The sequence below is a fragment of the Enterobacter sp. genome, from assembly GCF_977039595.1.
The window spans coordinates 1-26643 of record NZ_CDRQYH010000005.1; the positions used below are offsets into that span (position 1 = coordinate 1).

29 protein-coding genes are annotated in these 26643 nt (G+C 58.8%); 8 read left to right on the forward strand and 21 right to left on the reverse strand.

Annotation, left to right across the window (positions count from 1 at the left end):
• Positions 1-272: 272 nt before the first annotated feature.
• The 7 genes from arnB to arnF are packed head-to-tail and all read left to right on the forward strand — an operon-like array spanning position 273 to position 7648.
• Positions 273-1412 carry a UDP-4-amino-4-deoxy-L-arabinose aminotransferase gene (gene arnB / locus ACWYRJ_RS02805; protein WP_249576317.1) on the forward strand — a complete coding sequence of 380 codons (1140 nt, stop codon included), beginning with the start codon at positions 273-275 and terminating at the stop codon, positions 1410-1412.
• 1 nt (position 1413) lies between these two features.
• The gene (gene arnC, locus ACWYRJ_RS02810) at positions 1414-2397 is read left to right on the forward strand and encodes an undecaprenyl-phosphate 4-deoxy-4-formamido-L-arabinose transferase (RefSeq protein ID WP_149367193.1); all 984 of its coding nucleotides are present in this window, start codon (positions 1414-1416) and stop codon (positions 2395-2397) included.
• Positions 2394-4376, forward strand: coding sequence for a bifunctional UDP-4-amino-4-deoxy-L-arabinose formyltransferase/UDP-glucuronic acid oxidase ArnA (gene arnA / locus ACWYRJ_RS02815; protein WP_455507380.1), 1983 nt, complete (start codon positions 2394-2396; stop codon positions 4374-4376). The genes arnC and arnA overlap by 4 nt, the downstream gene beginning before the upstream one ends.
• Positions 4373-5275, forward strand: coding sequence for a 4-deoxy-4-formamido-L-arabinose-phosphoundecaprenol deformylase (arnD, locus tag ACWYRJ_RS02820; RefSeq protein ID WP_455507381.1), 903 nt, complete (start codon positions 4373-4375; stop codon positions 5273-5275). Before arnA ends, arnD begins: the two co-directional genes overlap by 4 nt.
• Entirely contained in the window at positions 5272-6927 is a 1656-nt protein-coding gene (gene arnT / locus ACWYRJ_RS02825; protein ID WP_455507382.1) for a lipid IV(A) 4-amino-4-deoxy-L-arabinosyltransferase, read from the forward strand. Before arnD ends, arnT begins: the two co-directional genes overlap by 4 nt.
• Positions 6927-7262, forward strand: a complete 336-nt coding sequence (gene arnE / locus ACWYRJ_RS02830; RefSeq protein ID WP_244599418.1) for a 4-amino-4-deoxy-L-arabinose-phosphoundecaprenol flippase subunit ArnE — start codon at positions 6927-6929, stop codon at positions 7260-7262. Before arnT ends, arnE begins: the two co-directional genes overlap by 1 nt.
• Complete coding sequence (gene arnF, locus ACWYRJ_RS02835; RefSeq protein WP_127732535.1) at positions 7259-7648, forward strand: 4-amino-4-deoxy-L-arabinose-phosphoundecaprenol flippase subunit ArnF; 390 nt, start codon at positions 7259-7261, stop codon at positions 7646-7648. The genes arnE and arnF overlap by 4 nt, the downstream gene beginning before the upstream one ends.
• On the opposite strand, the gene acpT is transcribed toward arnF, so the two are convergent.
• From acpT to ACWYRJ_RS02935, 20 genes are all read right to left on the reverse strand, one after another.
• Entirely contained in the window at positions 7596-8213 is a 618-nt protein-coding gene (gene acpT / locus ACWYRJ_RS02840; RefSeq protein WP_115876828.1) for a 4'-phosphopantetheinyl transferase AcpT, read from the reverse strand. The two genes, arnF and acpT, sit on opposite strands and share 53 nt — an antisense overlap.
• 2 nt (positions 8214-8215) lie before the next feature.
• Complete coding sequence (locus ACWYRJ_RS02845) at positions 8216-9445, reverse strand: beta-ketoacyl-ACP synthase (RefSeq protein ID WP_455507383.1); 1230 nt, start codon at positions 9443-9445, stop codon at positions 8216-8218.
• Positions 9442-10173 carry a 3-ketoacyl-ACP reductase FabG2 gene (locus tag ACWYRJ_RS02850; RefSeq protein ID WP_111963734.1) on the reverse strand — a complete coding sequence of 244 codons (732 nt, stop codon included), beginning with the start codon at positions 10171-10173 and terminating at the stop codon, positions 9442-9444. Before ACWYRJ_RS02850 ends, ACWYRJ_RS02845 begins: the two co-directional genes overlap by 4 nt.
• Positions 10170-10643: an ApeP family dehydratase gene (locus tag ACWYRJ_RS02855; protein WP_115876830.1), complete on the reverse strand. Its 474-nt coding sequence runs from the start codon at positions 10641-10643 to the stop codon at positions 10170-10172. The genes ACWYRJ_RS02850 and ACWYRJ_RS02855 overlap by 4 nt, the downstream gene beginning before the upstream one ends.
• Positions 10640-11809: a beta-ketoacyl-[acyl-carrier-protein] synthase family protein gene (locus tag ACWYRJ_RS02860; protein WP_455507384.1), complete on the reverse strand. Its 1170-nt coding sequence runs from the start codon at positions 11807-11809 to the stop codon at positions 10640-10642. The genes ACWYRJ_RS02855 and ACWYRJ_RS02860 overlap by 4 nt, the downstream gene beginning before the upstream one ends.
• A gap of 1 nt (position 11810) precedes the next feature.
• On the reverse strand, positions 11811-12389 hold the full coding sequence (locus ACWYRJ_RS02865; protein ID WP_249576311.1) for a DUF3261 domain-containing protein: 579 nt from the start codon (positions 12387-12389) through the stop codon (positions 11811-11813).
• The gene (locus ACWYRJ_RS02870) at positions 12386-14710 is read right to left on the reverse strand and encodes an MMPL family transporter (protein WP_455507385.1); all 2325 of its coding nucleotides are present in this window, start codon (positions 14708-14710) and stop codon (positions 12386-12388) included. The genes ACWYRJ_RS02865 and ACWYRJ_RS02870 overlap by 4 nt, the downstream gene beginning before the upstream one ends.
• Positions 14679-15284 carry a LolA family protein gene (locus ACWYRJ_RS02875; RefSeq protein ID WP_008503088.1) on the reverse strand — a complete coding sequence of 202 codons (606 nt, stop codon included), beginning with the start codon at positions 15282-15284 and terminating at the stop codon, positions 14679-14681. The genes ACWYRJ_RS02870 and ACWYRJ_RS02875 overlap by 32 nt, the downstream gene beginning before the upstream one ends.
• Positions 15281-15703 (reverse strand): acyl-CoA thioesterase, encoded by a 423-nt coding sequence (locus tag ACWYRJ_RS02880; protein WP_023309526.1) that lies wholly within the window; start codon positions 15701-15703, stop codon positions 15281-15283. The genes ACWYRJ_RS02875 and ACWYRJ_RS02880 overlap by 4 nt, the downstream gene beginning before the upstream one ends.
• Positions 15704-15706: 3 nt before the next feature.
• Positions 15707-17398, reverse strand: a complete 1692-nt coding sequence (locus ACWYRJ_RS02885; protein ID WP_149367167.1) for a glycosyltransferase family 2 protein — start codon at positions 17396-17398, stop codon at positions 15707-15709.
• The gene (locus ACWYRJ_RS02890) at positions 17389-17742 is read right to left on the reverse strand and encodes an ApeI family dehydratase (protein ID WP_111963741.1); all 354 of its coding nucleotides are present in this window, start codon (positions 17740-17742) and stop codon (positions 17389-17391) included. Before ACWYRJ_RS02890 ends, ACWYRJ_RS02885 begins: the two co-directional genes overlap by 10 nt.
• Positions 17729-19090, reverse strand: a complete 1362-nt coding sequence (locus ACWYRJ_RS02895) for an AMP-binding protein (protein WP_455507386.1) — start codon at positions 19088-19090, stop codon at positions 17729-17731. Before ACWYRJ_RS02895 ends, ACWYRJ_RS02890 begins: the two co-directional genes overlap by 14 nt.
• Positions 19083-19670 carry a hypothetical protein gene (locus ACWYRJ_RS02900; protein WP_455507387.1) on the reverse strand — a complete coding sequence of 196 codons (588 nt, stop codon included), beginning with the start codon at positions 19668-19670 and terminating at the stop codon, positions 19083-19085. The genes ACWYRJ_RS02895 and ACWYRJ_RS02900 overlap by 8 nt, the downstream gene beginning before the upstream one ends.
• A gap of 6 nt (positions 19671-19676) precedes the next feature.
• A complete protein-coding gene (locus tag ACWYRJ_RS02905) occupies positions 19677-19928 on the reverse strand; it encodes an acyl carrier protein (protein WP_024908875.1) in 252 nt (83 codons plus the stop codon).
• A gap of 10 nt (positions 19929-19938) precedes the next feature.
• On the reverse strand, positions 19939-20196 hold the full coding sequence (locus ACWYRJ_RS02910; protein ID WP_008503081.1) for a phosphopantetheine-binding protein: 258 nt from the start codon (positions 20194-20196) through the stop codon (positions 19939-19941).
• Positions 20177-20992, reverse strand: a complete 816-nt coding sequence (locus ACWYRJ_RS02915) for a lysophospholipid acyltransferase family protein (RefSeq protein WP_133295272.1) — start codon at positions 20990-20992, stop codon at positions 20177-20179. The genes ACWYRJ_RS02910 and ACWYRJ_RS02915 overlap by 20 nt, the downstream gene beginning before the upstream one ends.
• Positions 20989-21711: a beta-ketoacyl synthase chain length factor gene (locus ACWYRJ_RS02920; RefSeq protein ID WP_111963745.1), complete on the reverse strand. Its 723-nt coding sequence runs from the start codon at positions 21709-21711 to the stop codon at positions 20989-20991. Before ACWYRJ_RS02920 ends, ACWYRJ_RS02915 begins: the two co-directional genes overlap by 4 nt.
• 67 nt (positions 21712-21778) lie before the next feature.
• Entirely contained in the window at positions 21779-22843 is a 1065-nt protein-coding gene (locus tag ACWYRJ_RS02925; RefSeq protein WP_455507388.1) for a methyltransferase, read from the reverse strand.
• A gap of 69 nt (positions 22844-22912) precedes the next feature.
• Entirely contained in the window at positions 22913-23302 is a 390-nt protein-coding gene (locus ACWYRJ_RS02930; RefSeq protein WP_111963747.1) for a lipoprotein, read from the reverse strand.
• Positions 23303-23636: 334 nt separating this feature from the next.
• The gene (locus tag ACWYRJ_RS02935) at positions 23637-24686 is read right to left on the reverse strand and encodes an AI-2E family transporter (protein ID WP_023309517.1); all 1050 of its coding nucleotides are present in this window, start codon (positions 24684-24686) and stop codon (positions 23637-23639) included.
• Positions 24687-24831: 145 nt separating this feature from the next.
• Here ACWYRJ_RS02935 and ACWYRJ_RS02940 point away from each other — a divergent pair, with 145 nt between their 5' ends.
• Complete coding sequence (locus ACWYRJ_RS02940; RefSeq protein WP_111963748.1) at positions 24832-26049, forward strand: MFS transporter; 1218 nt, start codon at positions 24832-24834, stop codon at positions 26047-26049.
• Between the two features lie 4 nt (positions 26050-26053).
• Here the strand turns inward: ACWYRJ_RS02940 and ACWYRJ_RS02945 are convergent, their stop codons facing one another.
• Positions 26054-26611 (reverse strand): DcrB family lipoprotein, encoded by a 558-nt coding sequence (locus ACWYRJ_RS02945; RefSeq protein ID WP_111963749.1) that lies wholly within the window; start codon positions 26609-26611, stop codon positions 26054-26056.
• Positions 26612-26643 lie beyond the last annotated feature (32 nt).

Here is a 26643-nt window from a genome sequence, read left to right on the forward strand (position 1 = left end):
CTGACGGCGCTTAGTGCTGAATTCACTATCGGCGAAGGTGAGTTGATGGCTCATGATGTCCCTCTGGGATGCGCTCCGGATGAATATGATGATCTCATATCAGGAACTTGTTCGCACCTTCCCTAGTTGTCTTATAGCGTTGTAAACGCTGTCTTAATTTTTCCCTAAGGAAAGAGAGATACTTTGATATAAGTTTATGGTTCGTTGAAATAAACGGGCCAGCATTTGGTTAATATCAAAAACGTGCCATTTTGATTGCAAGGAAATTAATAATGAGTGATTTTCTGCCTTTTTCGCGACCGTCGATGGGCGCTGAGGAAATTGCGGCGCTTCAGGACGTTTTGATGTCGGGCTGGATCACCACTGGGCCTAAGAATCAGGAACTCGAAGAGGCATTCTGTCAGCTTACCGGGAATCAACACGCAATTGCCGTCTGTTCCGCCACCGCGGGAATGCACGTCACGCTGATGGCGCTGGATATTGGCCCTGGCGATGAAGTCATTACCCCCTCCCAGACCTGGGTCTCCACTCTGAATATGATCGTATTGCTGGGCGCCACGCCGGTCATGATTGATGTGGATAAAGACACATTAATGGTGACGCCAGAAGCCGTGGAAGCCGCTATTACTTCGCGTACCAAAGCCATTATTCCCGTTCACTATGCCGGCGCGCCGTGTGAAATCGACGCCATTCACGCCATTGGTGAACGTCACGGTATTCCGGTGATTGAAGATGCGGCCCATGCCGCCGGAACGTACTACAAAAACCGTCACGTTGGCTGGAAGGGAACGGCAATTTTCTCCTTCCACGCCATTAAAAACATGACCTGCGCGGAAGGCGGCCTGGTGGTCACCGATAATGCCCAGCTGGCACAGCGGATCCGCAGTCTGAAATTCCATGGCCTGGGCGTAGACGCCTATGATCGTCAGACGCACGGCCGCGCGCCGCAGGCGGAAGTGATCGCACCGGGCTATAAATACAACCTGGCGGACATCAACGCCGCGCTGGCGCTGGTGCAGTTAGGCAAGCTGAAAGAGGCCAACAAACGCCGCCAGGAAATCGCTGAACGCTACCTGCGGGAGCTTGCCGATACGCCGTTCCAGCCGCTCACCATCCCGTCATGGCCGCACGTGCACGCCTGGCACCTGTTTATTATTCGCGTTGATGAAGCGCGCTGCGGGATCTCACGCGACAACCTGATGGCGGCGCTGAAAGAGAAAGGCATCGGTACCGGCCTCCATTTCCGCGCGGCGCACACCCAAAAATACTACCGCGAGCGTTTTCCTGATGTATCGCTCCCGAATTCTGAATGGAATAGCGCGCGTATTTGTTCTCTCCCTCTTTTCCCGGACATGACTCATGACGACACAACCCGCGTCATTACCGCACTCCATCAGCTTGCAGGACATTGATATGTTCAGTGCACCGCCTGTACAAAAAGTTTCCGTGGTAATCCCGGTTTACAACGAGCAGGAGAGCCTGCCCGAACTGATCCGCCGTACAACGGCCGCCTGCGACACGATGGGCAAAGCCTACGAAATTCTGCTCGTGGATGATGGCAGTAGCGACAATTCCGCGCTGATGCTGACCGAAGCCGCACAGGCTGAAGGCAGCCACATTGTGGCCGTGCTGCTCAACCGTAACTACGGCCAGCACTCGGCGATTATGGCGGGGTTTAGCCACGTCACGGGCGATCTAATCATCACCCTGGACGCGGACCTGCAGAACCCGCCGGAAGAGATCCCGCGCCTGGTTGCCAAAGCCGACGAAGGCTATGACGTGGTCGGCACGGTACGTCAGAACCGCCAGGACAGCCTGTTCCGTAAGCTCGCCTCGCGTACCATCAACCGTCTGATCCAGCGCACGACCGGTAAAGCGATGGGCGATTACGGCTGCATGCTGCGCGCCTACCGCCGCCATATTGTCGACGCCATGCTGCATTGCCATGAGCGCAGCACCTTCATTCCGATTCTGGCGAATACCTTTGCCCGTAAGGCAACTGAAATCCCGGTCCTGCACGCCGAGCGCGAGCACGGGGAATCGAAGTACAGCTTTATGCGTCTCATCAACCTGATGTACGACCTCATCACCTGCCTGACCACCACGCCGCTGCGTCTGCTGAGCGTTTTCGGCAGCATCATCGCCGTTGCCGGTTTTGGGCTGTCCGTTCTGCTGGTGGTACTGCGACTGGTCTTTGGTCCGCAGTGGGCGGCGGAAGGGGTCTTCATGCTCTTTGCCGTGCTGTTTATGTTCATCGGCGCCCAGTTTGTCGGGATGGGTCTCCTCGGTGAATACATTGGCCGTATCTATAACGACGTTCGCGCGCGTCCGCGCTACTTTATTCAACGTGTTGTCCGTCAGGAAAACAAAGCATCTCAAGAGGAAATTCACCCATGAAAGCTGTTGTATTTGCCTATCACGATATGGGGTGCACGGGCACGCTGGCCCTGCTGGAAGCGGGCTATGACATTGCGGCAATCTTTACCCATCCGGACACGGCTGGAGAGAACAACTTTTTCGGCTCCGTGGCGCGTATCGCCGCCGAGCGTGGAATTCCGGTTTATGCGCCGGACGACGTCAACCACCCGCTGTGGGTGGAGCGCATTCGCGCCCTCGCGCCTGACGTCATCTTCTCGTTCTACTATCGCAACCTGATCTGCGACGAGATTTTAGGCCTGGCCGCAAAAGGCGCCTTTAATCTTCATGGTTCTCTGCTGCCCGCCTACCGTGGCCGCGCCCCGCTGAACTGGGTGCTGGTTAACGGTGAAACGGAAACGGGCGTGACGCTGCACCGCATGGTACGCCGTGCGGATGCGGGCGCTATCGTGGCACAGCAGAAGGTCGCTATTGATGCGGACGAGACCGCGCTGCAGCTGCATCAAAAGCTGAACGCGACGGCACAGACGCTGCTGCGTGATGCGCTGCCGGGTATCCTTAACGGTAACTTCAGCGAAACCGCACAGGACGAGAGCAAGGCAAGCTGCTTTGGCCGCCGCGCGCCGGAAGATGGTCGTCTGGACTGGAACAAACCGGCACGCCAGCTGCACAACCTGGTGCGCGCCGTAACCGATCCGTGGCCGGGCGCCTACAGCTTTGCGGGCGTAAGCAAATTCATCGTCTGGAAATCCCGCGTGCGTGACGACATCCCGGCCGCTAAACCGGGCACCGTCGTCTCCGTCTCCCCGCTGATTGTGAGCTGCGGCGAGCAGGCGCTGGAGATCGTCACAGGACAAACCGACAACGGCCTGTACGTTCAGGGCACCCAGCTGGCGCAGTCTCTGGGCCTGGTGGCCGGGGCGCTGATCACCAGCGCGCCGGTTGTTGCCATCAAACGCCGCACCCGCGTGCTGATCCTCGGCGTGAACGGCTTTATCGGTAACCACCTGACCGAACGTCTGCTCAAGGACGATAACTACGAAATCTACGGCCTGGATATTGGCGCGGATGCAATCAGCCGTTTCCTCGACAACCCGCGCTTCCACTTCGTGGAAGGGGACATCAGCATCCATTCCGAGTGGATTGAATACCATATTAAAAAATGCGACGTGGTGCTGCCGCTGGTCGCCATTGCCACCCCGATTGAGTACACCCGTAACCCGCTGCGCGTGTTCGAACTGGACTTCGAAGAGAACCTGAAGATCATCCGCGACTGCGTGAAATACGACAAGCGCATCATCTTCCCGTCCACCTCTGAAGTGTACGGCATGTGTACCGATAAGAACTTCGATGAAGACACCTCTAACCTGGTGGTCGGGCCGATCAACAAACAGCGCTGGATTTACTCCGTCTCCAAACAGCTGCTGGACCGCGTGATTTGGGCCTACGGTGAGAAAGAGGGCCTGCGCTTTACCCTGTTCCGTCCGTTCAACTGGATGGGGCCACGTCTGGATAACCTGAACGCGGCGCGTATCGGCAGCTCCCGTGCAATCACCCAGCTGATCCTGAACCTGGTGGAAGGCTCGCCAATCAAGCTTATCGAAGGCGGGAAACAGAAACGCTGCTTTACGGATATCAGCGACGGTATCGAAGCGCTGTTCCGCATCATCGAAAACAAAGATAACCGCTGCAACGGTGAAATCATTAACATCGGTAACCCGGACAACGAAGCGAGCATTCGCGAGCTGGCCGAGATGCTGCTGGCCAGCTTTGAGCGCCATCCTCTGCGCGATAAATTCCCGCCGTTTGCCGGTTTCCGCGAAGTGGAAAGCAGCAGCTACTATGGTAAGGGCTACCAGGACGTTGAGCACCGTAAGCCAAGCATTCGCAACGCGAAGCGCTGCCTGAACTGGACGCCGACGGTGAAGATGGAGCAGACCATTGATGAAACGCTCGATTTCTTCCTGCGCACCGTGGAGCTGTCGGAACAGGTCTCATGAAAAAAGTCGGTTTACGCATTGATGTCGACACCTTCAGGGGAACGCGTGACGGCGTACCCAAACTGCTGGAACTGCTGAGCAAGCACGGCGTGCGCTCCAGCATTTTCTTCAGCGTGGGGCCTGACAACATGGGGCGCCATTTATGGCGTCTGATTAAACCGGCATTTCTGTTCAAAATGCTGCGCTCGCGCGCAGCATCCCTCTACGGCTGGGATATTTTGCTGGCAGGCACCGCCTGGCCCGGCAGACGCATCGGCGCGGGTAATGAAGCGGTTATCCGTGAGGCGGCGCAGCATCATGAGGTGGGGCTGCACGCCTGGGATCACCATGCCTGGCAAGCCTGGGCGGGCGTTTGGGATATCCCGCGCCTGTCCCGTGAGGTCGAGCGTGGGATGCTGGAGTTGGAGGCCATTATCGCCCAGCCCGTGCGCTGCTCCGCCGTGGCGGGATGGCGTGCGGATCAGCGCGTGGTGAAAGCTAAAGAGGCCTTCGCGTTTCGCTACAATAGCGATTGCCGCGGAACCGGGCCCTTTTTACCGCTGTTAGGCGAAAATCGCTACGGTACGGTGCAAATTCCGGTCACGCTTCCTACCTGGGATGAAGTGGTCGGGCGCGAGGTGAAAGCGAATGAGTTCAATCGCTACATTCTGGACCGCATTCATCGTGACGCCGGCACGCCGGTGTATACCATCCATGCCGAAGTGGAAGGGATTGCGTATCAGCATGATTTCGACGAACTGCTGACCATGGCCGCTCAGGAGGGCATCGAATTCTGCCCGTTGAGCGAGCTGCTGCCAGACGACCTCAGCACCCTGCCCGTAGGCAAAGTTGTCCGTAATGAAATGGCTGGCCGGGAAGGCTGGCTTGGCTATCAACAAATCGTGAGTCCGGCCCCATGAAAACAGCCCGTTATGGCTTAGCGCTTCTCGCACTGTTTATCGTTTACTACCTCATTCCGGTCGATATCCGCCTGCTCTGGCAGCCTGATGAAACGCGCTATGCGGAAATTAGCCGCGAAATGCTGGCCTCCGGAGACTGGGTAGTCCCGCATTTTCTGGGGCTGCGTTACTTTGAAAAGCCGATTGCTGGCTACTGGATCAACAGCATCGGACAGATGCTGTTCGGGCACACGAACCTCGCCGTGCGCGCCGGGTCTATCTTCTCTACCGGCTTAGCCGCGCTGCTGGTCATCTGGATGGCCTGGCGTCTCTGGCGGGATAAGCGGACCGCCATTTTCTCCGGGCTGATCTTCCTGACCCTGTTCCTGGTGTATGGCATCGGCACGTATGCGGTACTGGATCCTATCATCACCCTGTGGCTGGTGGCGGCGATGTGCAGCTTCTGGCTCGCATCACAGGCCCAAACCGTTGCCGGAAAAGCGGGTGGCTATGTGCTGCTTGGGCTGGCCTGCGGGATGGGGGTGATGACCAAAGGCTTCCTGGCGCTGGCGGTACCGGTGATTGGCGTGCTGCCGTGGGCGATCGCCCAGAAGCGCTGGAAAGAGGTGCTGATTTTTGGCTGGCTCGCGATCCTGAGCTGCGTGCTGATTGTTCTGCCATGGGGGCTGGCCATTGCGCAGCGTGAGCCTGACTTCTGGCGTTACTTCTTCTGGGTGGAACATATTCAGCGTTTTGCCCAGAGCGACGCGCAGCATAAAGCCCCGTTCTGGTACTACGTGCCGTTCCTGATCGCGGGTAGCCTGCCGTGGCTGGCACTGCTGCCCGGCGCTTTTCGTCTCGGCTGGAATGACCGACAAAACGCGGGCGGTGGGTTCTATCTGCTGGGATGGGTGGTGATGCCGCTGCTGTTCTTCAGCATCGCCAAAGGCAAGCTGCCGACCTACATCCTGCCGTGCTTTGCCCCGCTGGCGATCCTGATGGCGCGCTATGCCTGCCTCGCGGCGGAGAAAGGCGCCAGAGCGTTGCGCATTAACGGCGGAATTAACCTGGCGTTTGGCGTTATCGGCGTGGTGGCCGCGCTGGTGGTCTCGCCGTGGGGGCTTTCTAAGCATCCGGTCTGGACCTCGGTCGAACTGTATAAAGTGTTCTGCGCGGTGGTCGCGTTCCTCATCTGGGCGGCGGTAGGCTGGTTTACGTTCCGGCAGAGCCAGCAGCGCTGGTGGCTGGCGGCTCTGTGTCCAGCAGGCCTGGCGCTGCTGATTGGTTTTGCTATTCCTAACCTGGTGGTGGATTCCAAACAGCCGCAGTCGCTGGTCGATACCGTGCGCGAGCCGCTGCAGGAGAGCCGATTCGTGCTCGCCAATAACGTAGGCGTGGCGGCTGGCCTGGCGTGGGAGCTGAAGCGCAATGACATCACGCTGTTTGGTCAGAGCGGCGAACTGCGCTACGGGCTGGATTATCCCGATGTGAAAGATCGTTTTGTCAGTGAAGACGACTTCGCGCAGTGGCTGGTAACGCATCGTCAGCAGGGGCGCGTGTCGCTGGTCATGCTGCTCTCAAAACGCGACGATATTTCACGGGCGAATTTACCGCAGCCGGACAATCTCTATATCCAGGGGCGTCTGGCCTTGCTGGAGTACCTGCCAAAGTGATGACCTGGATCTGGCTGATACTGGCAAGCCTGCTCAGCTGCGCGGGTCAGCTGTGTCAGAAACAGGCTACCCGTCCGGCGAAAGCCGGGCGGCGCGGGACGCACATCGCGCTGTGGCTTGGTCTGGCACTGCTGGCGCTGGGCAGCGGGATGCTGGTCTGGCTGGTGGTGCTGCAACGCCTGCCTGTCGGCATCGCGTACCCTATGCTGAGCCTCAATTTTGTCTGGGTGACGCTCGCGGCCAGGGTATTCTGGCGTGAAAACGTCGCGTCGCATCACTGGCTGGGGGTGGGGTTCATCATCATGGGGATTGTTATCCTGGGAGGGAGCCTGTGAAAGGGACTTTCTGGGCCTTATGCAGCGTGCTGTTAGTCAGCGCGGCGCAGCTGTTGCTGCGCGAGGCCATGCAGGCACTGCCGCCGGTCAGCGATGTTCTGGCGCTTATTTCCGCGCTGTGGCACTTCTCATCCGGTACGGGGGCGCTGCTGCTGGGGTTGATGGGGTATGTGGCCTCCATGGGCTGCTGGTATCTGGCGCTGCATCGTATGGCGCTCAGCAAAGCGTATGCCTTGCTGAGTCTTAGCTACATCCTGGTGTGGGCCGCGGCGATCCTGCTGCCCGGCTGGGGAGAACGCTTCTCCTGGCACGGGCTGGTGGGCGTCGGGTTTATTATTCTGGGTGTGTTAGTGATTTTTCTGCCCCGAACGTCCCGACGTGAATAATCGATTCGTGGGTCAGGGTGTAAGGGGTCGATGTACAGACGGCAAGGCTCAGCGAACCGACCTGTAGCTGGCTGACCGCGTGCGTCTGCGCCGTGCTGTCGATGCTGACAATCTGCCAGGCGCTGCCGCCGCGCTGCTTTATGATTGCCTCTTTTCGCGTCCAGATGCGCCAGAAGGCGGCAAGCCGTTCCTCTGGCGCTTCGCGCTCAAGCTCATCATGCTCCGTCATGCTGAAGACCGCATTCGCCAGCGCCTGCCAGTTTTTCCTGGGGCGAATCACTTCGATATCGCAGCCGACTTCGCCTTCATCGCTCATCAGCAGGGCGATATCGTCACCGCTGTGGCTCAGGTTAAACCACAGCGGATGACCCTTCGCAAAGGCCGGTTTCCCCTGCTCGCCGTAAATAATGTCGGGGAGTGGGTGAGGGGATAACGTTCTCGCGAGCAGCGTCCTCCCGGCCAGCCAGGAGGCCTGTTGGGCACCCTGAGGTGCCCTGTCTGCGAGCGTTGACGCCAGCGGGTCCGCGCAAAGGGTGGAGATTTTTCCCAGTACAAACTGGTACATAGTTACGCCCAGCGTTTAATGATAATCGAGGTATTGATGCCGCCAAACGCGAAGTTATTGCTCTGCAAATACTCGCAGTCAATCTGACGGGCTTCTCCCATAATATAATCTAAAGCACCGCATTGCTCATCCGGCTGCGTTAAATTGAGCGTCGGGGCAAACCAGCCTTCACGCATCATCTGCAGGCTCATCCACGCTTCCAGCGCGCCGCAGGCCCCAAGCGTATGGCCAAAATAGCTCTTCAGCGAGGAAACCGGCACGTTATCACCGTAGATAGCGGCAGTGGCCTGGCTTTCGGCGATATCGCCGCGATCGGTGGCGGTACCGTGCGCGGAAATATACCCCATATCCCGGGCGCTTAATCCCGCCATAGCCAGCGACTGCTCCATGCAAATCTGCATGGTGTCGCGCTGAGGCTGGGTGATATGGGCCGCGTCACAGTTGGTGGCAAAGCCCACGATCTCGCCATAGATTGTGGCCCCGCGCGCTCTGGCGTGCTCCAGCTCTTCCAGAATCAGGGTGCCAGCGCCTTCCCCAATGACCAGACCATCGCGCTGCGTATCGAACGGTGAAGGGGTGGTTTTGGGTTCGTCGTTACGCTGGCTGGTGGCAAACAGCGTGTCAAACACCGCTGCTTCAGACGGACACAGCTCTTCAGCGCCACCCGCGACCATCACGGTCTGATACCCGTGGCGAATCGCCTCCCAGGCATAGCCAATCGCCTGGCTGCCGGAGGTACACGCGCTCGACGTCGGGATCACGCGGCCGCGCAATCCAAAGAACAGGCCGGTATTCACCGCGGTGGTGTGCGGCATCATCTGGACGTAGGTTGTCCCGGTGATGTTATTGGTGTGCTTTTCGGTAAGCATGGTCGCGAATTCGCTGACCGGGCCGGTGCTGCCTGTCGAAGAACCGTAGGCGATACCCGTTTGACCATTGGTGAGCACCGCTTCGCCAATCAGCCCCGCCTGCTCCAGCGCCAGCTCGGTGGCGCGGGTCGACATCAGCGACACCCGGCCCATGGCGCGAATACGCTTGCGGGTATAGTGTTCCGGCAGCGTGAAATCATCGATCGGCGCGCCGAGCAGGGTATGCAGGCCATCATAGATCTGCCATTCCGGCATTTTACGCACCGCGTTTTCATACGCCAGCAGCCTGCTGGACACGGATTGCCAGTTTTCGCCAAAGGCGGTCACGCCGCCCATGCCCGTAATCACCACGCGACGCGTCATAGCATTCCTCCGTTAATGGAAATGACCTGGCGGGTAACGTAGCCCGCGATATCCGACATCAGATAGCTTGCCAGCCCGGCGACTTCTTCAGCCTGGCCCATACGTTTCATTGGAATGATGGACATCGCTTCCTTCAGCGCGGCTTCTTCCATCTCAATCATGCCGGTATCAATCAGCCCCGGTGCAATGCAGTTCACGGTGATTTTGCGTTTTGCCAGCTCAATCGCCAGCGCTTTGGTGGCGCCGATAATGCCCGCTTTTGCCGCGCTGTAGTTCACCTGCCCGCGGTTACCCATCACGCCGGACACGGACGATAAGGTGATAATGCGTCCTCCTTTACGGGTGCCAATCATCGGCATAATGCAGGGGTGAATGACGTTATAAAAACTGTCGAGATTGGTGTGGATCACGCTGTCCCAGTCGTCTTCGCTCAGCGCCGGAAAGGCGCCGTCGCGGGTAATTCCGGCGTTGCTGACAACGCCATACCATGCGCCATGGGTTTCAATCTCCTGCTCCAGCACCTCGCGGCACTGTTCGCGGTTGCCCACATCAAAGGCGAGTAGACGACCGTTCCCACCCGCCTGCGTGATGGCGTCCAGCGTCTCCTGCGCGCCTGCGGCATCACGATGGTAATGCACGCCTACGGTAAACCCGTCGGCGGCAAGCTGGCGGGCAATGGCGCGCCCTATGCCTTTGCTGGCCCCTGTGACCAGTACGGAACGACTCATGCGTTAGATCCCTGATTAAATAGCGATGTTAATTCTTCTGCGCTCGGCTGGAAGGTATTGACCCGGCCCGTGGCCAGCGTCTCTTCATTAGCGGAAATTGCGCATTCAAAACTGCCGAAGCGTTCGTCCTGCATCAGCAGCTTAACGGTAATGTCCAGCGTCAGGCCTGCGGCGAAATGCCCGCTGGCGCAGACCAGCTCGCGCGCGCCGAGCACCATGCCCAGCGCGATATGTTCCTGCCCCTGCTGCTGACGATGCCAGCCTGACCAGACGCCAACGGTCTGCGCCATTAGCTCAAGCGCGTACCAGCCCGGCAGGTCGCCATCGGCATTGAGAAACGGCGCCAGCACGCTTTGCCCGTTGACTGCCACGCGGCAGACCGCCATCTCGTCCGTAACTTTCTCTACGGACCCCAGCAGCATCATCGGCGCCTCGTGCGGCAGATAGGCTTCGGGTGATAAGTAGCTCATGAGGCTCTCCCCAGCAGAATGCTGGCGTTGTTGCCGCCAAACGCGAACGAGTTAGACAGAATAACCGGCTTTTTCAGCGCGATGTGCCGGTGCAGCAGGCCGCACGGCGCCAGCGTGTCGTCGGGCGCGTAGCGGGCGAAGTCCTGCGGCGGCAACGGTAGATCGCGCGAAAGAATCAGCCAGCTCAGGGCCGCTTCGGTAATACCGGCAGCGCCCAGCGTATGGCCGGTAAGGTGTTTGGTTGAGCTGCACGGCACGCTTTCCCCGAAGAGATCGTGTACCACCTGCGATTCAATCTGATCGTTAAGCGGCGTGGCCGTGCCGTGCAGGTTGATGTAGCCGATATCCTCCGGCTGCATGCCCGCTTCGTTAAGCGCCTGAGTAATCGCCCTTATCGCCCCTTCACCCTGCGGATGCGGGGCGGAAATATGGTACGCATCGCTGGATTCACCCGTCCCGAGCAGCGCCACGTCGGCGGGCTCGCGGCTCAATACCATCAGCGCGGCGGCTTCTCCGATGGTGATCCCCTTGCGGTCGCGACCAAACGGTTCGCAGAGCGTAGGGGAGAAGGATTCAAGGCTGTTAAAGCCGTTGACGGGCATCCGGCTCAGGGTATCTGCTCCGCCGACGATGGCGATGTCAACCAGCCCGGCTTCAATCAGACGTTTGCCGCCGATCATCGCCCGCGCGCTGGAAGAGCAGGCTGTTGAAATCGTATAGGCCGGGCCTTCGAGCTGAAGCCAGTTGGCGAGGAAGCGGGACGGATCGCCAAGCTCCTGCTGCGGATACTGCCAGCGCGTGCTTGCTTCGCCACGGGTCATGCGCTGCACGTGCTCATCGCCTTCATCCAGCCCGGATGTGCTGGTTCCCAGCACCACGGCCACACGGTCGCGACCGACGCGGGCGATAGCCTCGTCGACGGCTGGCTGAATCTGCGCCAGCGCGGCCAGCAGCAGCTGGTTATTGCGGGTGCGGTGTGCGGAGAAGGTGTCCGGGATGGGCGGCAATTCGCCTTCAACGCCGCCCAGAACGGCTTCGGGTGAGTCCTGCAACCAGCCGGTCCGGGCGTGCATACCCGGCGCCACGCCTGCCACCAGGTTCGCGGCAATCATATCAGGCGAGTTGCCCAGCGCGTTGACCATGCCAACAGCGGAAATATAAATCATCTCAGTCACCCAGATATTGAATGGTGATGTGGTATTTGAATACGTGTTGCTCGATGCTGATCGGCTCGCGCTTGCCTTTACGCTGCAGGTAGACAATCTCCGTCACCAGCTTGCCGCTGGCGTTACGCAGCTCGCGTCGATCGCCATTGTCCGTTAGCGTCCAGCCCTTCGGCAACTGCGGCTGCCAGGCGCTAATCGGCCAGTGGCTTAGCATCACGTCCGCCAGCACCTGGCTTGCGGGCGGCAGCTGCGGCACAACGATCGACTGTTCGGTATGAATACCGGTCTCATCGTACGTCGCCAGGAACAGACGGATCCCCACGGAAGAGAGCCCGGCCAGCGTCACCTTATGCGCATCCGCGTTGAGCATCACCAGCAGGGACTGCGTTTGTCCGTTAAAGCTGCCGGTCAGCAGCTGCTGGGAGCTTACCGCCGGGCTAATGCCGGGCGGCGGGAGCGTCACTCTGGTTCCCGGCTGGAGCCAGGCCTGAGGACGCGTCTCTTTGGTATCGGTCGAATGGCTGCAGCCTGCCAGCAGCAGCGCTGCGGTTAGCGCGACGGCGCGGTAAAAAGGGTTCATTTACGTTTTCTCTCTTTCTTATCCGGCATCGCCAGCGGCGCCAGCAGGAAGGCGGTAAAAATACCGCTCACCAGCACGATACCAAAGCTGCTGATGGCCTGGGTGGCGCTGAAGACGAGCATGCCCAGCGTCAGCAGCGTGGTCATCATGGCCAGCGTAATCGCCAGCATTGAGGTGAGCGGCGTACCGCGCGGATTGCTGAAAAACAGCGTGTAGTTAATGCCAATGCCGAGCACCAGTACCAGCGCCAGAAGTGAAAACAGATTCACCGGGTGGCCCGTTGCGGCCAGGACCGACAGCCCGCAGGTCAGCGACAGCAAGGACGGCACCAGGCTTATCAGCCCTTTACGCCAGCCGAGGCGCAGCATCGCCCCGCAGGCAATCACCGCCAGCGCCGCAAACAGTAGCCCCGTCAGCAGCGTGCGATAGAGGGCAAACAGGCTGTCAAAGCTGGCTTTGCGATCGACCCAGACGACGCCGTCATGGCGCGCGGCTAGCTCACCGAGGTAAGCGTTGTTTTTCGCACCGTCCACCGGCACAAGCACGCCGCTTTCCCCGTCGGGCAGGGTCAGCCAGAGCAGACGCCAACCTTCGCTCGCCGGGCTTTTAAGCCACGCGTCCACGCTGACCGGCATGGCGTCGAGATTCGGGGCGACGGCGTTGAGCCCGGCGCTTTTCAGCACGTTCATTACCGCAGGCGCGGCGTTCTGTAGAAGCGTAAGATCGCTTTTCTGGCGGGCCAGCGAGTTCAGCGGCAGGGTGCGCCAGCGGGCAATTTCTCCCGCTTTTTGCGCCTTCGCCAGCGCCGGGGTAAAGGCTTCCAGCCGCTCCAGCGTTTGCTGAGGCGAGGCGCCATGAACCACAAACCATTTCTGATCGACGCTCTGTCCGGTCAGGGCGGTAATGGCCTTCTCCTGCGCCAGAATATCTTTCGGCAGCGCCTGCAGCTGGGCGATGTCGTCGTCCACCCTCAGCGCACTCATCCCCACGGCGGAGAGCAGCGCCAGCGCGACGGGCAAACCAACGGACAATTTTTTACTGCGCCGCCAGGCGGCCAGCCAGCGCAGCATCAGGACCATAAATGGAACCGGGCGAACCGGTAACCCGCGGCACAGCCACGGATGCCAGAAAATCACCGTCAGGCAGGAGGCGCTCAGCCCCACGGCGGCGAACACCGCCATCTGGCGGATCCCGGGGAAGGGGGCCATCATCATAATCAGGTAGGCGGCGACCGTCGTCAGCAGCGCCATCAGCAGCGCATTGCGAACTTTGTCCAGGCTTTGCCAGGGGGAAAACTCCGCGCCGTGCACCATCCGTTCGGTCAGGTAGTAGAGCGTGTAGTCGGCTGAAATACCGATGATGCTCATGCTCATCACTAGCGTCATCAGATGCAGCTCGCCAAAGAGCAGCAGCGTCACCACCGTGCCCGCCAGCGCGCCGATGGCAATCGAGAGCACGCTCAGCAGCAGCGGACGCAAAGAGCGGAACACCGCCACGATGAGCAGGAACACGCCAAGCAGAGTGGCGATACCCAGCGTCGAGACGTCGCGTTTGGCCTGCTGGCTGGCGTAATCGCTGTAAAACACCGTCCCGCGGGAAAGCAGCTGCGCCTGCGGGTAACGCGCTTTTAGCGTCTCCTGCAGGGCGTTAAGCGTCGTCACGAGCAGGTGGGTCTGCTGCATATCAAATGACGAGCCCGCCAGCTCGCCGTGGAGCAGATACCAGTAGTTTCCCGCCTCATCTTTTGTGACCAGCCAGCCGTCCATCAACCGCAGCTTCTGGCCGTTTTGCGCCAGAGCGAGCTGCGAGCCGCGCATCAGCATCAGGGGATCGTTTTGCAGCTCTTTGCCGCTGACGCCGGAAAAGGCCGAATAAAGCTGAGATAAAATCCACTGCGCCTGCGCTTCTCCGCCGTTTTGCAGGCGGGCGCGGGTGGCGGGATCGATAAGGCCATTTCGGTGCTGCCAGAAGAACTCTCCCCAGGCCTTTTGCCCGGCGGCGTCCATCTGGCCTTTGACCTCGCTGAGCGCGTCGCTGCTTTGAAGCAGCGCCAGCCACTGCTGCGCCACGCGCGGATCGGGCTCTTTGCCGGGGCTGACCAGCCATACCAGCTGGCGGTCGAGACGCTGCATAAACCCGTCGTTGAGCGCCGGCGGGATCGCCCCCAGCGTCTGCTTCGGCAGCATGGCCAGCACGCTGCTGTTCAGACGCGCGCCGGGCAGCAGCGACAGCAACACGCCCAGCAGAATCAGGCATAGCGTGGCCCACAGCAGCGCCGGGCGCAGGGATTTACGGTGCGGCAAAGCGTTGGCGTTCGTCATCGGTCAGGCTGGCGGGCGTCAGTTGGTGGCGTGAAAGGGCGATATCGGTACGGTCGCCCTGTTTGTCGTTAAGGCGAATCGTCTCCAGATAGGTCGCTCCGCCCAGATCGAGGGTGGCGAAAATCTTGTCCAGCGGCGTCGTTTTTGGCGTAAGCACCAGCGACCAGCGGCCCGCTCCCAGGTCTTTAAAATCAATGCGGAAGTTCTCTTCCAGCACCTTGCGGTCGGCCTGGAACAGGGCGCGCAGAAGATGATTGAACTGGAACATCTGCGGATTATTGTCGGCAGTGATGGTCTGCGGCGGCTGGCCGTTGATTGCCTGAACCATCCGCTTGTCGTCCAGCAGCAGCGTCATCGGAAACGGCGCTTTTTGATCCCACAGCAGGCCGCTGTCGCGGGCGATCAGCATTTCGCCCTGCGAGCGCAGCGGCTGCGGCATATCTTTTATGGTGCGAACCTGTTCGAAGTGCGCGCGCACCACGGGCTGCTCGGTGAAGCGCTGCTGCAGCTCATCCAGCGTCACGGCGCTGACCAGCGGGCTGACGATCAGCGCCAGCAAAGGCAACCATTTCATGGCGTTACTCCCATACGTTCAAACAGTATTGCCGGGCTCACAAAGCACATTTCGCGGGTGGCTTCTTCCACCGCCACCTGGATGGTGTAACCGGTGGTCGTGCGTTTGCCGGTCTGCGCATCGAAAATTTGATAGGCAATGCGCAGGCGATTTTCATACTCTTCAACGTGCGCGCGGACGCGAATACGCTGCTCAAAGGTCACCGCATCGCGGTATTTCACCCGCGTGTCGACGACGGGCCAGACGTAGCCGGAGGCCTTCATCTGGCGATAGCCATAGTCAAACTGATTGAGCAGCGCCTCGCGGGCGATCTCAAAGTAGCGGAAATAGTTACCGTGCCAGACCACGCCCATCATATCGACGTCGTGGAACGGAACGGTGATCTCGACTTCAGTCGTAAAGCGGGGATCGGTCAGCACCCTTTACTCCTTTTCACTGGACTCTGGCAGATGCCAGAAATCGAAAAAATTAAACCAGTCGAGCGGCGACATGAGGGCGTAATGCTCCAGCCGCTGCGCGTAGCGATCGACGGTATCCTGCAGCGCCTGCTGGCGTTCACCGCGCGGCAGGCGCAGCGGATCTGCAAACGGTTCACAGTGCAGGACGAGCTTACCCTGCTGGCGCAGGGCAAAAATCAGCACCACCGGGCAGCGCAGGATGGAGGCCAGGATAAATGGCCCCTGTGGGAACGGCGCTGGCTGGCCCATAAACGTACTCCAGATCACCCGCCACTCGCCGCCACGCTGCGGATTCACCGCGATGCGATCGCCCACAATCGCGACCCATTCTCCCCGCTCAAGCTTCTCTTTGATGGCAATCGCGGTGTCCGGGCCGATGTCGGTGACCGACATCAAATTCACGCTGGCCTCGGGCGCCATTTCGCTCATGATCTGCTTAAAGCGCTGGGCGTTCTCGCTGAAGACCAGGGCGGTGATAATTTTGCTGCCGTCCAGCTGAGCCAGAGCCCGGCAGGCTTCTACGTCGCCAAGATGCGAGGCCAGCAGCAGCTTGCCCTGCGGCGCCGCGATATTAAGCGTTTCGCTCGCACCGGCGGCAAAGACCACGTCGCGATCAAACTTCAGCTCGCCGCGCCAGCCGGCGACCTTATCCAGCATCGCGTTGCCGAAGCGCATAAAATGGAAAAAGCTGTTGAGCCGTGAGGGAACGGGCATGTTCCGCTTATGCAGTTCTTGCTTGACCCTTCCAATCCACTGCCGCGAGGCCTGCCGTGCGGGACGTGCGATAAGCCAGTACACGCCGATCACCGGCCACAGCAGCACGGTAAAGGCCCGCCGACCCAGCAGTTTCCAGACGCGCAGCATCAGGCGCATCCCCCACAGACCCTTGACCTCGTCCTGCTGCGCCCAGTGCTGGCGGCGTCGACGGAAAAGCAGGCCGGGCATGCGGGGCAGCATGCCGAAGAAGAGTCGGGTATGCATCAGGGAGATCCGCACGTTATCTTTTAACGCATCGAAGTGGGACAAGCCGTCCTGTGGGTAAGTGACGCGGGTGGGCAAAAAGACGCTGGTGTTGCCCTGCCAGTAAAGACGGACCATCACTTCGGTGTCAAAGTCCATCCGTTTACCGAGCGTTTCACGCGCTGCCAGCCGCAGCGTGGGCGAGACCGGGTAGACCCGAAAGCCGCACATGCTGTCTTTAAGCTGCAGGGATAAGGTCTCAATCCAGACCCAGACGTGTGTTATCCAGCGCCCGTAGAGTCGCGAGCGCGGAATGGAATCATCGTAAATGGGCTGGCCGGAAATCAGCGCGTCCGGGTGGCGCTCCGCCAGCGCCAGCAGTTTGGGGATATCTTCGATGGCGTGTTGGCCGTCCGCGTCCACCTGCACGGCGTGGGTATAGCCCGCGCGCGCGCACTCTTCCAGCCCCCTGATGACCGCGGCACCTTTTCCGGCGTTTTGCGCCAGACGGACCAGCGTCATCTGCGGGTGCTCAGCCGCCAGGCGCTCAAGCTCCTGACGGGTGACTGCGTCGCTGCCGTCATCCACCACCAGGCACGGCAGGCCGAACGGCGCGAGACGTGAGAGCACGCTGGCGATCATGGCGCCGTGGTTGTAGCACGGGATCAGCACGCAGGGGCGGAAGGTTACTGACATAGCCGAATTTTCCCGCTGCTGGCGGTATGGCGCTCAGCCCCTGCGTGACGCTGGTAGCTGAAGGTCAGCATCTGACGTTCAGCATGCCACTCAAGCATCAGCGTCACCGTGGTTTCCGGCAGCAGAGGTGCCTGGAACTTCACGTTTTGAATGCTGTGAAAGCGGTAGCCCGGTGCCAGTAACGTCGTGGCGTAGTGCATCACCCAGTCAAGCTGCGCAACGCCGGGCAGCAGCGGCTGTACGGCAAAATGGCCCTGAAACCAGAACAGCGCCGCGTCGAGATGCAAAACGATCTCCAGCTTCTCCGGCTGTGTCTGGTGGCGCTCAATTTCATGAATTTTCATGAAATAACTCCTCTAACTGCGCATAGACACGCTTGTTCATACTGTTTACCGGCATTTCATCGACAATACGCCAGTAGCGTGGAACGGCGACCGGCTCAAGCCACGGCAGCAGGGCGCGACGCCAGGCGAACTCCTGCGCTTTTTTATCCTGCATATACCCGCGCTGGCGAACCGCTTCGTCCAGAACCAGCAGGGCGCCAATCCCCTGACGGCCCCCGCGCGTGACTGGCAGTGCCGCCGCTTCGCAAATGCCGTCGAGCTCCAGCAGGCGACGTTCGATCTCGTTAAGCGAGATGCGCTTTTCTTCAATTTTGACCACCCGCCCGCGACGCCCGGCGATGCTGAAAAGCCCCTCGCTGTCGAAGTGGAGGATATCGTCCAGCTGGAGTCCTTCAGCCTCGTGGATCAGTGGCGACGTGACGCGACAGGCGTCATCTTCCTGCTGGAAGATAACGCCGGGGAAGGGTTGCCACGGGACGTTATCCTGCTGGCGATGGCGCCAGGCGAGGATCCCGGTTTCGGTACTGCCATAAATTTCATCCGGGCAGATGTTAAGCCAGCCCGCGGTGGTGGCGACGTCACACCAGGGCAGCATTCCACCTGCTGAAATCAGCATCCTGACGGGCGGCGCGGGCAGTTCCGTATCCAGGCGCTTCAGGAACGCCGGGCTGCTGATGAACAGGTAATGCCGGTCATGAGGAAGGGCGGCCAGCTGCTCTGCGTAGTAGAGCATCGCAGCATGCAGCGGCAGGCCCAGCGCCATCGGCAAGACGATGCGGAAGGTCAGGCCGTACAGATGTTGCGGTACGACCGAAGCGACAACGCTACAGCCAGTCAGACGCTCGCCGAAGCGGTCAGCCAGCAGACGGGCTTCGCGATCCAGACTGAGGATGTGCTTAATCACCCGACGCGGCGTTCCCGTGGAGCCGGAGGTGAACAGTTCAACAAAGCGGCTTTCGTCAATGTCCGGCAGGGGCGCCCAGTGGCGAGCAGTCTGATGGCTGGAGGCCACCACAATCAGCTTGCCATGGAAATCGAGAGTCCTGTCGCTCAGGACGCCGCTAAACAACGACTGCTGTTCTTCAAGCTGCGAGACGCGGCTATGGCCGGGAATGACCGGCGTTTTACCGGCATGCAGCGAGGCCAGCAGCGCAACGATAAACAGGTAGCTGTTTTCAAAGCACAGCGCCCAGCGCTCGCCTTCCTGCTGACGCAGGGTGTCGACCAGCAAGGTCACGTCGTGGCGCAGCTGGCCCAGCGTCCAGGTACGATCGTCAAGCCAGGCAACGGGCATGTCGTCAGGGCGCGGGGCGTTTAACCACTGGCCCAGCGGAAGGGGGTTAGTCATTGTGCATCTCTTTTTTTATCACCCGCTGGCGGACCAGCCACTCGGTCACCATCAGCATTCCCATCAGGATATAAGCCACCATACCGTTCCACAGCGTCCACAGATGCAGGTCGCCGTGGAGAACGGTGAACAGCGCCATTGCGCCGTTTCCGATGAAAAAGCCGCACCAGACGAGGGTCACCCTGCGGGTATAGCGCACGCCCTCCGGGGGCAAATCCGGCTCGCGCAAGCGCGCCAGCCGTTCGACCAGCGGCATCGCGGTCCATAGCGAACCGCCAAACACGGCCAGCATCACAAGGTTGACGACCACCGGGTAGAACAGCAGCCACTGGTGGGTTTTCAGCAGGTAGCTTGCCGCGCAGAGCGCAATGCCCGCGAGCGCCACGCACTGCACCACATACCGCATCGGGCCACGGTTCCGCTGTGCCTGACGCAGCCGCAGCAGCAACATCAGCGCCATCACCGGTAACAGCCACTGCAGGCTGTTGTGCGTCAGCCCAAATCCAATCAGTAAAGGCCACGCCAGCAGCATCAGACCCGTCAGCAGTGGGATGACCGGGAACGTCCGTCCACCATGCACGACGTCTTACTCTTCGCGCAGAAGCTGTTCGACGGCGTCTACCACATCCTGAACGGTACGAACCGATTTGAAGGTTTCCGGCTTGATTTTCTTACCGGTTTTCTTCTGCAGGTGAACGATCATGTCCACCGCGTCAATGCTGTCCAGCTCCAGGTCTTCATAAAGACGGGCTTCGGGCGTAATGTCCTGCGGGTCGATTTCAAAGAGCTTGGTCAGAAGGCCGCAGACTTCCTGATAAATAGTTTCTTGTTCAGTCATCGTTCACATCTCAGGCGCGTTGAGCGTTGATAAAGGACGCCAGCGTGGCGACGGAAAAGAAGTGCTGGCGCATCTCTTCGCTTTCGGCAGAAAGCACCACGCCATACTGGTTTTTCACGGCCAGACCCAGTTCCAGCGCGTCAATGGAGTCCAGACCCAGCCCATCGCCAAACAGCGCGGCATCGGTATCAATATCCTCTGCGGTAAGCTCGTCCAGATTCAGCGTGGTGATAATGAGATTCTTAATTTCAAGATAAAGCGCTTGCATCATTAATTCCTGACAAAGATTGAAGGCCTGATGTTAATCGATGCTCCAGATGCCGGTTTAACTGCCTTGCCGCCAGCGCCGGTTCTTGTTCATTTGCATCGTAAAATTCGTCGATGTTCACGCGGTCGCGGACATCCACGGTGAAAACAGGTTTTTCTGGCGGTACATCATACCAGTGACTTTTTTTATCCAGCAGATGTTCGCTACAGTGGATCAGCACCACCCGCAGATCGCTGTTACAGCGCACGGCGATATTAGCCGCGCCGCGCTGGAGGGAGATAGCCTCGCCAAACCGGGTTCGCGTGCCTTCCGGAAAGATCAAAAGCGTGTCGCCCTGAGCCAGACGCTGCTGGCTGGCCGCGAGCAGGGGCTCGGCTTCGCTGTTAATCAGGTAATCCGCCGCGCGGATGACGCCGCTGACAAAGGGATTACGCAGCAGCGCACTCTTCACCAGACAGTCGGTTTCTGGCATCACCGACGCCAGGATCACGTAGTCAATTAACGTGGGGTGGTTAGCTACCACCAGACAACCCCGATCGCTGCGCAGCGCGTCAAGATTGTGAATGCGATAGTCCAGTACCCCGAGGCCGCGCGCAACGGTCAGGAAGAAACGGAAGCTGGCCGCAATGCTGCGACGCGCCAGACGGCGACGGTTGGCGCGGTCGCGCTGGACGATCAGCAGCAGGTTGAACCAGACCAGCGACAGCAGCAGTCCGCCCACGCCAAACAGCGCGAAGCAGAATCCGGTCATCACCAGACGCCATAACCAGTTGATACGGGCAGCCAGGTGGTTCATGCGCGCGTCCATTGCCACAGCAAACGTTCGCCGGGCACTACAAACTGACGTTCCTCGCTGAGATAGCGCTGCAGGAACATCAGGCTTTGCGGCAGGGCGGGTTCTTCACCCGTGCTGCCGCTGTGGGTTTCACACTGCAATTCCTGGCCGGATTCAATGACCAGCGCCAGCGCGTAGGGCCAGGTGGGCATCTGCTGCGGTAACGCCGGATGGTAAAATTCCGGCAGCGCGCCGTCAAAATCGACCAGCAAGACGCGGGAGTAGCCGGCATGCAGCAGGCTTAGCACTTCACATAAAGCCTGCTGGAAGGTGTCCAGCCCGGCAGAAATGGATGACGAGACGATGGGCTGGCGTGCGGTAATCGTGAGATTGCCCACCGCCGAGTTGTGCACGGACATGGCGAAGTCGGTGGGCGATACGGACTGGCTGGTTGCCAGAGCATGCAGAATACGGTAGTTGCGCTCCAGCTCGCCGTGGCGGCTGGAATAGACGACGGCATCAATGGCGTGGTTTTGCAGCATGGCAAGACCAATATCCACCGCCAGCTTACTGCCTGAATTGAGGCGGCGCGCGGTCATCATAGGTAAAGCGGTCAATCGGGGAAGCGGGGCAGCTGGATCGACGGCCAGCTGCAGGCGAGACCACGCCTGCCACTCTGTGGCATCGCTGAGTCCTGGCGCTCTGGCCTGCCAGTCGATAATGTTCAGTGAAAATTTCATCTACGCGCGTCCGCGAAAAAAACCGTATTCAAAAGGCAGACTGGGCCACCCGGGCAGCTAAGCTGCTCTATTGTTCACGTTTGGTGCATATCAGCAGGGTATGACCGACCCCAAGATTGTCCAGCCGCTGTTCAACGCTGAAACCTGCGCTCTCCAGGTAGCGATAAAACTTTTCTACGCTGTAAAACCGGCTATTGCCATTCGCCATACAGGTGAAATAGAGCGAGGTGGCATTCAGGCTGAAAGAGGCTGCTTCAAATTTCTGAGCATCCCAGAAAAGCTCCATAATGCACAAACGTGCGCCTGGCTTCATGGCCTGTGCGACGCGCGTCAGCATGGCGACAATCTGATCCGGAGAGAAACAATCCAGGAACTGGCTCATCCACCAGACGTCGGCGTCACCCGGCAATGTTGCTGGGCTAAGCATATCGACAGCATGGAATGCAATACGATGAGAAAAACCTGCTTTTGCGATGTTTTCCTGCGCCAGCGCTATCTGCTGCGGCAGATCGAGGATCGTCACGGCAACATTTTCGTCATAGCGGCAGCAGCGTAACGACCATTTACCCGTATTTCCGCCCACATCGTACAATTTTGTCGGCGAGCTTGCGAATATATATGGCAAAGCAGCGTCAAAAGCGGCGTCAGAATAGTAATGATCAAAGGCGAACCAGCTATCCTTCGCCGGAGCAGGTAATTGGGATAAAGCCGGGTAGATGGTTGGCCAGTTGCCAAACACGGCTAATCCGGCAGGTTTTTCTTCCTGCAGGGCGTCCGCCAGGTGAAATAGCCCCTGGTAACAAACGTCCTGGGTGAAATCCATATTTACGCGGGTCATTTCGTCGTGCAGTAAAAAATGGCCCACTTTCGCCAGGAAATAACGTCCATGCTGTTGGGTTACGATTCGACCGCTTAATCCCATATCCAGCAGTACGCTGACACCATAGCTACCTAGCGTGCTGTGTTCTGTTATTTCCTCAAGGCTGGCACCTTCTTTCCCTTGTTTATCGAGCCAGGCGAGAACGCCTGAGTTACGCAGACAAAGCGCAGTCTGGAATAACATCGGGGCAAAAGCGATGCGTTGCGCTTCGGTAATGGCATCCAGTGCGCTGAGTGGGTCCTTTTCGTACATTACTACGTAACCTTTGAGGATAATAAAGAGAGGTTATCGGGCCATACGCGGCCCGACTTTAGAAAAATATTACAGCGTGGCGCCTGCGGAGAGGTTCAGCTGAATATCGTGGTCGAGGTTATTCACCCAGCGGTTATAATTTTTGTGAATTTTACCGTCTGCCGCTTTCAGATTAAGGCTGTTTTCATAGTTGATTGAATAGCTTGTTGCCGTATACGGAATACTCACCTGGACCGAGTGATCGCGCGACTGCAGACGCCCCTTAATCATTCCCGGGCCCGCTTCCGTCATGATCCAGTCACGTTTTTGGCCTGCTTTCAAAATTGCCGTTTTTACCTGATCGGCAGTATGACCCGCGCTTACAATAGAGTGAACCTGAGCGATTGGGGCGGTACGCGCACAGCCAGCCAGTGCGCCAACGAATACGGCAGCAGCACACCATTTAACGATCTTTTTCATCAACAACTCCATATCAATATTAACAATTAAAGGTAGTGGTTTTTACAAATAATATTCATCCGGCTATCCGTTGGCGCCAGGCGTATTTTTAATCAATATTAATGTTTGCATTACGATGAAGCGAAGACGGAAATAATAACATGGAAAATAAGTAACTATTTCATTTTTTATAATTTGCGTTAAATCATAAATTGCGTTTGAGCGTAATGCGCACGACGTAAATAAAACAGGGTGAATATCGCCTTAACGCAAATAAAATACCGCGACGGATTAAGGACGCGGTAATTTACGGTGTATTACTGATGGTTTAAACCTACCTGTACAGGTAGGTCGGTTATCCGGGTAATCGGCTTTTCGGCCTCCCCGGACCGAGCAGGATCGCCAGCTTGCTGCCGCCTTTGGTGGTTTCCATCCAGATTTTACATACACTGGTCAGGGGGACCGACAGCAGCATACCGACCGGGCCCAGCAGCCATCCCCAAATCAGTAAGGATAAAAATACCACCAGCGTCGACATGCCCAGACGGTGTCCCATCATGCGCGGTTCAAGAATATTGCCCAGCACCATATGCACGACGAGGAACAGCGCGCCGACCAGCATGCATTCGTAGAAACCGTTGAACAGAAACGCCTGAATCATCGGCGGCACGGCGGAAAGCACCGCGCCAATATTCGGCACGTAGTTCAGCAGAAATGCCAGCACGCCCCACATCAGCGCGAACTGCACGTCCATCAGCATCAGCCCCAGCCAGACAATGACCCCGGTCCAGACGCTCAGAAGCGTTTTCAGCGCCAGATATTTTGAGACGCCCTTCAGTGCCCGGTGTAATCCGGCAATGTGAATTTGTGGGTTGTTCAGTGCAAAGCGCAGCTTATAGGGAACGTGGCGGACTTCGAACAGCATAAACACTACCGTCATGACCAGCAGCAGAATGCTGGCCATCGCGCCGGAAAGCCCCGTCATCAACGTGGTGGCGTAGGTCATGACCTTCTCGGAGTCCATTCTGCGCAGCATCCGTTCGGGTGAAATATGCAGATTAAGAAAGGGTACCATCTCCTGCAGCGCGACAATCTTACGCGTCAGCTCTTTGTTGTACTGTGGCAGCATGGTGGAGAATTCGCTCAGCGATGCCGCCAGTACGCCGAAGAGCGCCGTCAGGCCAATCAGCATAACAATAACCACAATGGTGATGGCTACCGGGCGGCTGACGCCCCGACGTAAAAACCAGGTGACCAGAGGATTAAGCACAATGGCAAAAAAGAGCGCCAGAAGGAGCTGAACAATAATGTCGGCGGCAGCATGAATACCCGCAAGGATAACCACCAGACAGGCGAGTTTTAATAAGATGTGAAGTCCTGCTTTGTCGGACGGGTTAGCGATCATGCGTGTTCCTTAATATGATGACCCGGTAAGTGTAGTGCCCGGGCTTCGCTTCGTCTGGAGCCGTTAATCTGAAAGTCGGTGCTGATTTTCTTATTGCGCCGTGGTAATAGTGAAACACGGTTGTAAAAAATCCAGGTAAAACCCCATGCCCGAACCTGCCGCTGAACCGGCACTGAGCGGATTGCGCCTCAATCTGCGCATCGTTTCCGTTGTGATTTTCAACTTTGCCAGCTATCTGACCATTGGCCTGCCGCTGGCGGTCCTGCCGGGCTATGTCCATGACGTGATGGGCTTCAGCGCCTTCTGGGCGGGGCTGGTCATCAGCCTGCAGTATTTCGCCACGCTTCTGAGTCGCCCCCATGCCGGGCGCTACGCGGACCTGTTCGGTCCAAAAAGCATTGTGGTGGTGGGTTTATGCGGCTGTTTCCTCAGTGGTCTGAGCTACCTGCTGGCTGCCGCAACCAGCCACTGGCCGCTGGTCAGCCTGGCGCTGCTCTGCCTGGGCCGCGTCATTCTCGGCATCGGGCAAAGTCTGGCGGGAACCGGCTCGACGCTCTGGGGCGTGGGGGTGGTAGGTGCGCCGCACATTGGCCGGGTGATCTCCTGGAACGGGATTGTCACCTACGGGGCAATGGCGCTTGGGGCGCCGCTCGGCGTGGCCTGCTATGCGCTTGGCGGGCTGTATGGGCTGTCTATCACCATTATGGCGGTCGCGCTGCTGGCAATTCTCTTTGCGCTGCCGCGTCCGAAAGTAAAGGCCAGCAAAGGCAAGCCGCTGCCGTTTCGGGCGGTGCTGGGGCGCGTCTGGCCGTACGGCATGGCCCTGGCGCTGGCAACCACCGGCTTTGGCGTAATTGCGACCTTCATCACCCTGTTTTACGACGCCAAAGGCTGGGACGGCGCGGCCTTTGCGTTAACCCTGTTTAGCTGTGCGTTTGTAGGTGCCCGCCTGCTTTTCCCTAACGGCATCAACCGTCTCGGCGGGCTGAATGTGGCGATGATCTGCTTTGCGATAGAGATTGTCGGGCTGCTGCTGACCGGAATTGCGATGGTGCCGTGGGTCGCCAAAGTGGGCGTGTTCCTCGCGGGGGCTGGCTTTTCCCTGGTCTTCCCGGCGCTGGGCGTGGTGGCGGTAAAAGCCGTGCCGCAGCAGAATCAGGGGGCGGCGCTGGCGACCTATACGGTATTCATGGATATGTCTTTAGGCATTACCGGCCCGCTGGCGGGGCTGGTGATGGCCTGGGCAGGCGTGCCGGTGATCTATCTTGCCGCGGCGGGTCTGGTTGTTATTGCGCTTCTGCTGACGTGGCGACTAAAAAAATGGCCCCCGGTGCAGGCACCGGAGGCCACGTCATCGTCGTGAGGCGTTACTGGATCACGATGGTGTTAATGATGTTTTCAGCGGCTGTCTGCGCTTTCTGCTGATCTTCCGCTGGCAGGGTGATCTGCAGGGTCAGCAGTTTGTTATCGACCTTGCCCAGCACGACAGAGGAGTAAGCGGTCTGGCCTTTTGCGGAGATGATGCTATCGAGCTGCTGCAGCTTATGGCCTTTCAGCTCGATGGATTTATTGGTCACGACCTGAAGCTGTGGGTCGCGTCCGCGCTGCTGATCTTCAAGACGTTTGGACAGGACGGCCAGGTCTTCGCTGGTGTCGTCGCCCACAATCACAATGACCGCTTTCTGCCCGGTTGCGTCGGAGTAAACGTGCATGTTGTTCGCCTGGGTGCCCAGCTTGCCGCTCTGGTCAGTCATATCGGCTGGCAGAGAGAAACTGAGTTTGCCATCCATCAGATTCACCGGCTGGCCGGTCGCATTGCTTTCTGCGGATGTGCCCTGAGCAGGCGTTTTCGTGTCGCTGTTATCACAGGCTGCAAGACCCACAACCAGCAGGCCAATCCCGACATATTTAACCAGATTGCGCATTGACTTCTTCCTTTCGATAAACGGCCATAACG

Bases quoted from the DNA above. Each gene is read 5' to 3' on its own strand.
- arnB (WP_249576317.1), top strand. From the start codon at position 273: ATGAGTGATTTTCTGCCTTTTTCGCGACCGTCGATGGGCGCTGAGGAA.
- arnC (WP_149367193.1), top strand. From the start codon at position 1,414: ATGTTCAGTGCACCGCCTGTACAAAAAGTTTCCGTGGTAATCCCGGTT.
- arnA (WP_455507380.1), top strand. From the start codon at position 2,394: ATGAAAGCTGTTGTATTTGCCTATCACGATATGGGGTGCACGGGCACG.
- arnD (WP_455507381.1), top strand. From the start codon at position 4,373: ATGAAAAAAGTCGGTTTACGCATTGATGTCGACACCTTCAGGGGAACG.
- arnT (WP_455507382.1), top strand. From the start codon at position 5,272: ATGAAAACAGCCCGTTATGGCTTAGCGCTTCTCGCACTGTTTATCGTT.
- arnE (WP_244599418.1), top strand. From the start codon at position 6,927: ATGACCTGGATCTGGCTGATACTGGCAAGCCTGCTCAGCTGCGCGGGT.
- acpT (WP_115876828.1), bottom strand. From the start codon at position 8,213: ATGTACCAGTTTGTACTGGGAAAAATCTCCACCCTTTGCGCGGACCCG.
- ACWYRJ_RS02845 (WP_455507383.1), bottom strand. From the start codon at position 9,445: ATGACGCGTCGCGTGGTGATTACGGGCATGGGCGGCGTGACCGCCTTT.
- ACWYRJ_RS02850 (WP_111963734.1), bottom strand. From the start codon at position 10,173: ATGAGTCGTTCCGTACTGGTCACAGGGGCCAGCAAAGGCATAGGGCGC.
- ACWYRJ_RS02855 (WP_115876830.1), bottom strand. From the start codon at position 10,643: ATGAGCTACTTATCACCCGAAGCCTATCTGCCGCACGAGGCGCCGATG.
- ACWYRJ_RS02860 (WP_455507384.1), bottom strand. From the start codon at position 11,809: ATGATTTATATTTCCGCTGTTGGCATGGTCAACGCGCTGGGCAACTCG.
- ACWYRJ_RS02865 (WP_249576311.1), bottom strand. From the start codon at position 12,389: ATGAACCCTTTTTACCGCGCCGTCGCGCTAACCGCAGCGCTGCTGCTG.
- ACWYRJ_RS02870 (WP_455507385.1), bottom strand. From the start codon at position 14,710: ATGACGAACGCCAACGCTTTGCCGCACCGTAAATCCCTGCGCCCGGCG.
- ACWYRJ_RS02875 (WP_008503088.1), bottom strand. From the start codon at position 15,284: ATGAAATGGTTGCCTTTGCTGGCGCTGATCGTCAGCCCGCTGGTCAGC.
- ACWYRJ_RS02885 (WP_149367167.1), bottom strand. From the start codon at position 17,398: ATGTCAGTAACCTTCCGCCCCTGCGTGCTGATCCCGTGCTACAACCAC.
- ACWYRJ_RS02890 (WP_111963741.1), bottom strand. From the start codon at position 17,742: ATGAAAATTCATGAAATTGAGCGCCACCAGACACAGCCGGAGAAGCTG.
- ACWYRJ_RS02895 (WP_455507386.1), bottom strand. From the start codon at position 19,090: ATGACTAACCCCCTTCCGCTGGGCCAGTGGTTAAACGCCCCGCGCCCT.
- ACWYRJ_RS02905 (WP_024908875.1), bottom strand. From the start codon at position 19,928: ATGACTGAACAAGAAACTATTTATCAGGAAGTCTGCGGCCTTCTGACC.
- ACWYRJ_RS02910 (WP_008503081.1), bottom strand. From the start codon at position 20,196: ATGCAAGCGCTTTATCTTGAAATTAAGAATCTCATTATCACCACGCTG.
- ACWYRJ_RS02915 (WP_133295272.1), bottom strand. From the start codon at position 20,992: ATGAACCACCTGGCTGCCCGTATCAACTGGTTATGGCGTCTGGTGATG.
- ACWYRJ_RS02920 (WP_111963745.1), bottom strand. From the start codon at position 21,711: ATGAAATTTTCACTGAACATTATCGACTGGCAGGCCAGAGCGCCAGGA.
- ACWYRJ_RS02925 (WP_455507388.1), bottom strand. From the start codon at position 22,843: ATGTACGAAAAGGACCCACTCAGCGCACTGGATGCCATTACCGAAGCG.
- ACWYRJ_RS02930 (WP_111963747.1), bottom strand. From the start codon at position 23,302: ATGAAAAAGATCGTTAAATGGTGTGCTGCTGCCGTATTCGTTGGCGCA.
- ACWYRJ_RS02935 (WP_023309517.1), bottom strand. From the start codon at position 24,686: ATGATCGCTAACCCGTCCGACAAAGCAGGACTTCACATCTTATTAAAA.
- ACWYRJ_RS02940 (WP_111963748.1), top strand. From the start codon at position 24,832: ATGCCCGAACCTGCCGCTGAACCGGCACTGAGCGGATTGCGCCTCAAT.
- ACWYRJ_RS02945 (WP_111963749.1), bottom strand. From the start codon at position 26,611: ATGCGCAATCTGGTTAAATATGTCGGGATTGGCCTGCTGGTTGTGGGT.